The 6,745-nt window shown below is 68.3% G+C and carries 3 protein-coding genes; all 3 read right to left on the minus strand.

Annotated elements, in window-relative coordinates; all coding sequences use genetic code 11:
* The coding region (locus tag OZ10_RS18920; RefSeq protein WP_039566549.1) for an ESPR-type extended signal peptide-containing protein at positions 1–4,067 on the minus strand (4,067 nt) is incomplete at its 3' end.
* A gap of 545 nt (positions 4,068–4,612) precedes the next feature.
* Positions 4,613–6,397, minus strand: coding sequence for a S8 family peptidase (locus OZ10_RS18925; RefSeq protein ID WP_081419674.1), 1,785 nt, complete (start codon positions 6,395–6,397; stop codon positions 4,613–4,615).
* A 187-nt stretch (positions 6,398–6,584) separates the two neighbouring features.
* The coding region (locus OZ10_RS21740; protein WP_173427074.1) for a YadA-like family protein at positions 6,585–6,745 on the minus strand (161 nt) is incomplete at its 5' end.

Here is a 6,745-nt window from a genome sequence, read left to right on the forward strand (position 1 = left end):
TTGTTGCCCACCGCTGCCGCGCCGATGCCGCCAGCCAGCGCGGCGACGCCAACTGCGGTGGCGTTGTCGACGACTGCCTTCGCCCCTGCACCCAACGCGGTGGTGCCTGTACCCGTGGCAGCGGCGCCTTCGCCAGCGGCCAATGCGTCATCGCCTTCCACATAGGCGCCGGCATCGCTGTCATCGCTGCCGCTGGCCTGGAAGTACTTGCTGGTGGCGGCGCCGGCTTCGGCAACCGCGGTGAGCTGATCCAGGTTCACCGCGTCGGTGCCCTGCGTGCCGGCTGCCACGTTGGTGATCTGACGCTCGTTGCCGGCACTGCCCACCGACACCGCGAAGTCGCGATCGGCTACCGAATCGGCGCCCAACGCCACGCTGCTTTCGCCGGTGGATTCGGAGAAATTCCCCAGCGCGGTGCTGTTGAGGCCCGGCGCCCACGCCGCGCCGCCGAGTGCCGTGGAGAAATCGCCGGAGGCTTCGGTCGGCAACAGGCCGAGCACCGCACCGCCGACCGACACGCTGTTGTAGCCACTAGCCACGCTGCCCTGGCCGGCCGCCACGCTGTAGGCGCCGGTAGCGGCTGCATCGCTACCCACGGCCAGCGTGTTGGAACCGCTGGCCGTGCTGAAATTACCCAGCGCGGTGCTGTTGAAACCGCTGGCGGTGGAATAACCGCCCAAGGCGGTGGTGTAGTTGCCGGTGGCTTCGGCACCGAAGCCGAAGGCCGCCGCACTGGTGCCGTTGGCGACGCTCTCCGCACCGACGGCGGTGGCCGATTCGCCGCTGGCGCTGGCGAAATAGCCCATCGCGGTGGATTCGCTGCCCTGGGCCTCGCTCAGCGCGCCGACCGCCAGCGAGCCATCGCCGTACGCGCCTGCCGCTGCGCCGAGCGCGGTGCTCTGCGCGCCGACTGCTTCGCTCTCGCCACCCACGGCCACGGCGTAGTCGCCGCTGGCCTGGCTGAAGGCACCGTTGGACACGCTGCCGAAACCGCTGGCCGCGGCGTTGTAACCGGCCGCATTGGCGTACTGCGCCGTGGCGCTGGCACCGCTGCCGATGGCCACCGCACCGATTGCGGTGGCCTGGCTGCTGGCACCGAACGCGCTGCTGTAATCGCCGTCTGCGGTGGCATTGGAACCGGCCGCGGTCGCGTCGTCGCCCTGTGCGAAGGCGGTGCCGTCACCGGTGCCTGCATACAGGCGCGCGGTATTTTCCGCAGCGCCAGCCACGGCGTTGAGCTGATCGAGATTCACCGCATCGGTGCCCTCGGTGCCGGCCGCAACATTGGCAATCTGGCGCTCGCTGCCGGCCGTGCCAACCGACACCGTGTTGGCGCGATCAGCGACGGCGCCTGCACCCAGCGCAACGCTGTTGTCGGCAGATGCCAGCGCGCCGCCGCCGAGGCTGATGCTCTGCGTGCCCACCGCAGTGGCTTCCCAACCCAGTGCGATGCTCTCATCGCCAGTCGCTCTGGATTGGCCACCGAGCGAAATGGCACGCGGGCCATACGCATTTGCATAGGTGCCCACCGCAATCCCGCCGGTATCGGCCGCAAACGCATTCGCGCCCACTGCCGTGCTGTCATCGCCATAGGCCACACTTTCGGTCCCGATGGCGGTGCCGCCGTTACCCCATGCCACGCTGGCAAAGCCCAGGGCAGTCGATGCGCTGCCATTGCCGATGCTTTCGTAACCGATCGCCGTTGCACCACGCCCGTTGGAAATGCTGTTGCCGCCGACGGCAGTGCTGAAATATCCCGATGCATTGCTGTCGCCGCCGAGCGCAGTGGCGTAGTCGTCGCCGGCGCTGCTGTTGAAGCCCACCGCCGTGGCATTGGCGATGCTGGCGTTGGCATTGCTGCCGACCGCCGTGGTCCCCAGCGCAGAGGCCTGGCTGCCCGCACCGAGCGCAATGGCGTCGTCGCCCGACGCGTTACTGGTGCTACCCAGCGCAACGGTGCGCTCGCCGAAGGCACTGCTGTTTGCACCGATCGCGGTGGATGCGCTGCCACCGGCGGCGGCACTGGCACCGAAGGCGGCACTGTCATCGCCGAACGCGACGCTCGCGCCGCCCACGGCCGTACTGGCGTCGCCGAAGGCCACACTGCCCACACCCAGCGCAGTGGAATCGGCGCCGTTGGCGATGCTTTCGTAACCCAGGGCGGTCGCGCCGCTGGTGGTGGCCTGGCTCGCGCCGCCCACTGCGGTGCTGGACTCGCCCGAAGCGCTGCTGTTGCCGCCGAGCGCGGTGGTGTTTTCGGCGATTGCGGCGCTGTTGAAACCCACCGCCGTGGCGTTGTCGGTGGTTGCATTGGCGCCACTGCCAACGGCAGTTGCACCCTGCGCAGAGGCCGCGCTGCTCGAACCCAGCGCGGTGCTGTAATCGCTGAAGGCCGATGCGTTGGAACCTGCAGCGACGCTGTCGACGCCTTCTGCAACGGCGGCGCCATCGCCGGTGGCGACAAAGGAACGCGCAGTGGTGGATGCAACGTCGGACACCGCGGTGAGCTGGTCGAGATTCACCGCATCGGTGCCCTCGGTACCAGCGGCCACGTTGGTGATCTGACGCTCATCGCCGGCCGCGCCCACCGATACGGTGTTGGCGCGCGTGGCGACCGAGTTGGCACCCAACGCAACCGAGTTGGCGCCCCGTGCAGTGCTGTAGTAGCCGAGCGCGGTGCTGAGTTCGCCGCTGGCCCAGGATTCCGGGCCAACCGCTGTGGCGCCTTCGCCAGGTGCGTAGGCGAAGTAGCCCACGGCGGTGGCTTCGGTGCCGGAGGCTTCGCTGAGCGTGCCGACGGCCGTGGTGTAGGTGCCGGACGCGATCGCACCGGCGCCCAGCGCGGTGGACGCTTCGCCGCTGGCCTGGGTCTGCACGAAGAAACCCAGGCCGGGGATGAGGTCCACCGGACCACCGACAGCAGTGCTGCTGGTGCCGCTGGCGCTGGTCTGCGTGCCCACGGCCGTGGCGTAATCGCCGGCCGCATTGGCTACCGCGCCGAACGCGGACGACTGCGCACCGGCCGCATACGCGCCGACGCCGAACGAGGACGCGGCAAAGCCATCGGCATTGGCACTGGCACCGACCGCGGTTCCGCCGACGCCGGCGCTGGTGGCGCCGGTATCGACCGGCATGCCGCCGTTGGTGATCAACGGCTGGCCGTCTTCGTTGACTGCCGCGCCGCCAACGGCCACGCTGGCCGGGCCAGTGGCCTGTGCGTTATGGCCGAAGGCCGCGCTGTTCTGGCCCGATGCCAGTGCATTGAACCCCACTGCCGTTGCGTTCTCGGCCACGGCATTGGCGCCGCTGCCCAGCGCGGTGGTGGCGGTGCCCACTGCATTGGCGCCATCGCCTGCAGCCAGGGCGCGCTCGCCTTCGACATAGGCGCCGACGCTGTCTTCGCCCGGGCTTGCCTTGAAGAACGTTGCGGTGTCTTCGGCCACATCGGCCACGTCGCGCAGCTGCGCGACATTGACCGCGTCGGTGGCGTTGACGCCGGCGGTGACGTTGGTGATGCGGCGCGTGGCCGGGCCACCGCGGCCGTTGCCGCTGCCCAACGACACCACGTCGTCTTCGTGGGTGCGCGAGCCTGCGCCCAGCGCCACGGAATTTGCGCCGGTGACGCCGGCATTGGCGCCCAGCGCCACGCCGTTTTCGCCGGCCTGACGCACGAAACTGTTGTAGCCGATGGCCACGGCGTTTTCGCCGATCGCATTGGTCTGGCGCCCGATCGCGCTGCTGTTCACGCCGCTGGCGCTGCTGTCGGCGCCGGTGGCCACTGCGCCGGTCGCGCTGGCATGGCTGCCTGCGCCGATGGCGGTCGCCTTGGCGGCAGGTGCAGCAGCGCCGCGGCCGACTTCGACCGACTGCGCGGCGGCGGGGAGCGGCGTGACAAGTCCGGCGCCACCCAGCGCCAGGGTAATGGCGGCGGCCAGGGCCAGGCTCTGGCGGCGGTCGATGAGCGAGGCTGGAGCGACGGCTCCGGGGCTGTCACCGCTGGCCAATTCCGATGCCACGGCCCATACGCCCAGTGATTTGTTCCAGACCTTGCGATAAATCCGATTCATCGACGCACGACTCCTGAGTTGTTTGGACTGGTTTTTGGCGAACACCCACCATCGGAAGGCCGTTCGGCCAGGCGATTCCCCGCGGTTGGTTGCGCTATGGACCTTGCGGCGATGGGCGGCTCGCGCCTGCACCCTGGATAGTCAAAAAGTGAACGCTACCCAACCATAGAACTGCGCGAAGTGTTAACATTCGTCAAATCAGGCGTCAAGTTTTTGACAGAAAGCGAAGATAAGCGTGCATCAGGTCACACTTCTGCTCGCTTTTATTATTTTTTTGATAATTCTTTGGAAAACAGCGCTCTAGATCGTGTCTCGCGAGACATTCGCATCCTGAATAGCCGTGTCTGATGAAGACAAAAAAGCCCGCCGGCAGGACGCCAGCGGGCTTGGTTGCGCAAAACCGTACGCGGAACAGGTCAGAAGGCCGGTCAGCGCGCCCCGTGCCGCCGTCCTCGGGCGGCGCCCTCGTCGCCGAGACCGGTGTTACCTACAGAACTGCGCCAAGAAACCGACGACAGCGCCCCCTTGCGCTGCCGCGTGTCGGATCACTGACGCGCCAGCAGACTCACCCCATCGAAGCCACTGCCATCGAGCCGGAGGAAATAGGTTCCGGTGCGTGGCGCGGTGAAGCGCACGGTCTGGCTGGTGCCGCTGCGGCTGGACATGCCGTCGTTATCGGTCGCGGTCGGCGCGCGGCCCAACGCGACATACAGCGCGGTCTGCCCGCTGCCGCCGAAGCTGATGAAGCTCAGTACCGCGCCGGCATTCGCTTCGAAGGCAAAGACGCCGGCATCGCCGGCCACGTTCGACAGACCGCGTTCGGCCACGCCGTTGCGCAGCGTCTGCGCGTCCAGCTGGCAGCTCAGGTCGCCACTGTCGCAGCGGCGCAGTGCACGATCGATGGCCGCGGCGGCGTCCACGATGCCGCTGCCGGCCGGCGTGGTCAGCGGCAACTGCACGGGAAAGGCGCGCGCGCTGCGCTTGAGCAGGCGTTCCAGCGCGGCAGGTGTCAACGGCGGTTTGCCATCGGCGATCAAGGCGCTCTGCACCAGTGCGGCGGTCCCGGCCACATGCGGCGAGGCCATCGAGGTCCCGGCAAAACCAGGCCCGACATAGGTGAATTGCCCGGACGTGGGCGTGGTTTTGCCGGTGTAGCCGGTCTGCCAGATCCAGCTGCCGATCGGGCCGTCGTACAAGGTGTCGGTTTCCAGATCGCGCGCGCCGCCGCCGGGCGCGGCCAGATCGATCAGGCTGCCGAAATTGCTGTAGTACGCCAGCCCGCCGGTCAGGCGGGTGGCCGCCACCGACACCACGTTGGCACAGTTGGCCGGCACCGCACTGGATACATCCGAGCTGTCGTTGCCGGCCGCCACCACCACGCTGGTGCCTCGCGCTACCGCGCCGTTGATCGCCGCCTGCGTCACCGAATCGCAGGGACCGAATCCGCCCAGGCTCATGTTGATGATTTCCGCCGGATCGCGATTGTCCGGCACGCCATCCACATGCCCGCCGGACGCCCACACGATGGCATCGCTGATGTCCGAAAACGACCCCCCGCAATGGCCGAGCACGCGCACCGGCAACAGCTTGGCCCTGTAGGCCACGCCGGCGCCGCCGATGCCGTTGCCGGTGGCTTCGGCAATGGTGCCGGCCACGTGCGTGCCGTGCCAGGAACTGTCGCGGGCCGCTGAAAAGATGCCGCATTCGCCGTCCGTCGCTTCCCAATCCCCGTAATCCAGCGCCCCCGGCACCCGCGCATCGGTGGCGCGTCGCGAGGTGTCGGCGTTGGTGATGAAGTCGTAGCCCTGCAACAGGTTGCCAGCCAGATCCGGATGTGCAGGCAGGATGCCGGTGTCGATCACGGCCACCACCACGCCCTCGCCTTGCGCGGTCTTCCACGCCGCCGGCGCATCGATGCCGCCGACCGGATCGGTGAGATGCCATTGATGGCTCGCCAGCAACGGGTCGTTGGGGAGGCTGCCACCGCTGTTCTGCAACGGATAGGCGCGGCCATCGATCTGCGCATATTCCACCGCAGGATCCGCTTGCAGCGCACGCACCAGGCGATCGGCGTCGCTGCGGCGCAGTCGAGTGGGCAACTTGATCAACTCGCTGCCCACTGCCAGCGTCCGCACATGCGTCGGCGCCGGATGCACGCCGCTGCGCGCGGCCGGAGCCAACTGCACGGCAGCGCGTGACGCCGCCGCGGTGATCGTGGCCACCGACGCGGCGCCGACACTGCGCGCGGCCACCGTGCCGCTGCGATATTTGACGATGATGCCGTCGACCGGCGCATCGCGCAGGGCCTGCTGACGTTGCACGGTGCGCATGCCGGCATCGGCGGCAGCCGCAATGGCGCTGCCGCCGGACAGCAAGAGTACGGCGCTGCAGGCGATGGCGAGCGCGCGGGAACGATGGGTCTGAATCACGATGACGTCCTCTTCAAGATGAAATGCATGGCGAATGAGTGAGCGCGCAGCGGCCGCACATGCCACCGCTACGCGTGCAAGACCTGCGTTACCAGCCGAAACCGGCACCCACGCCGATCGAGCTGTCGTCGCCGCTGAGCGCACCGCCCACCGTCAACGTCGCGCGCGGGCTGATCGCACGCTGGTAGCCCACCGACAACGCCGATTCGCCGTTCTGGAACCCCACACCGGCACCGATGCGGTTCTGCG

The sequence above is a fragment of the Xanthomonas cannabis pv. cannabis genome (assembly GCF_000802365.1).
Taxonomy (GTDB): domain Bacteria; phylum Pseudomonadota; class Gammaproteobacteria; order Xanthomonadales; family Xanthomonadaceae; genus Xanthomonas; species Xanthomonas cannabis.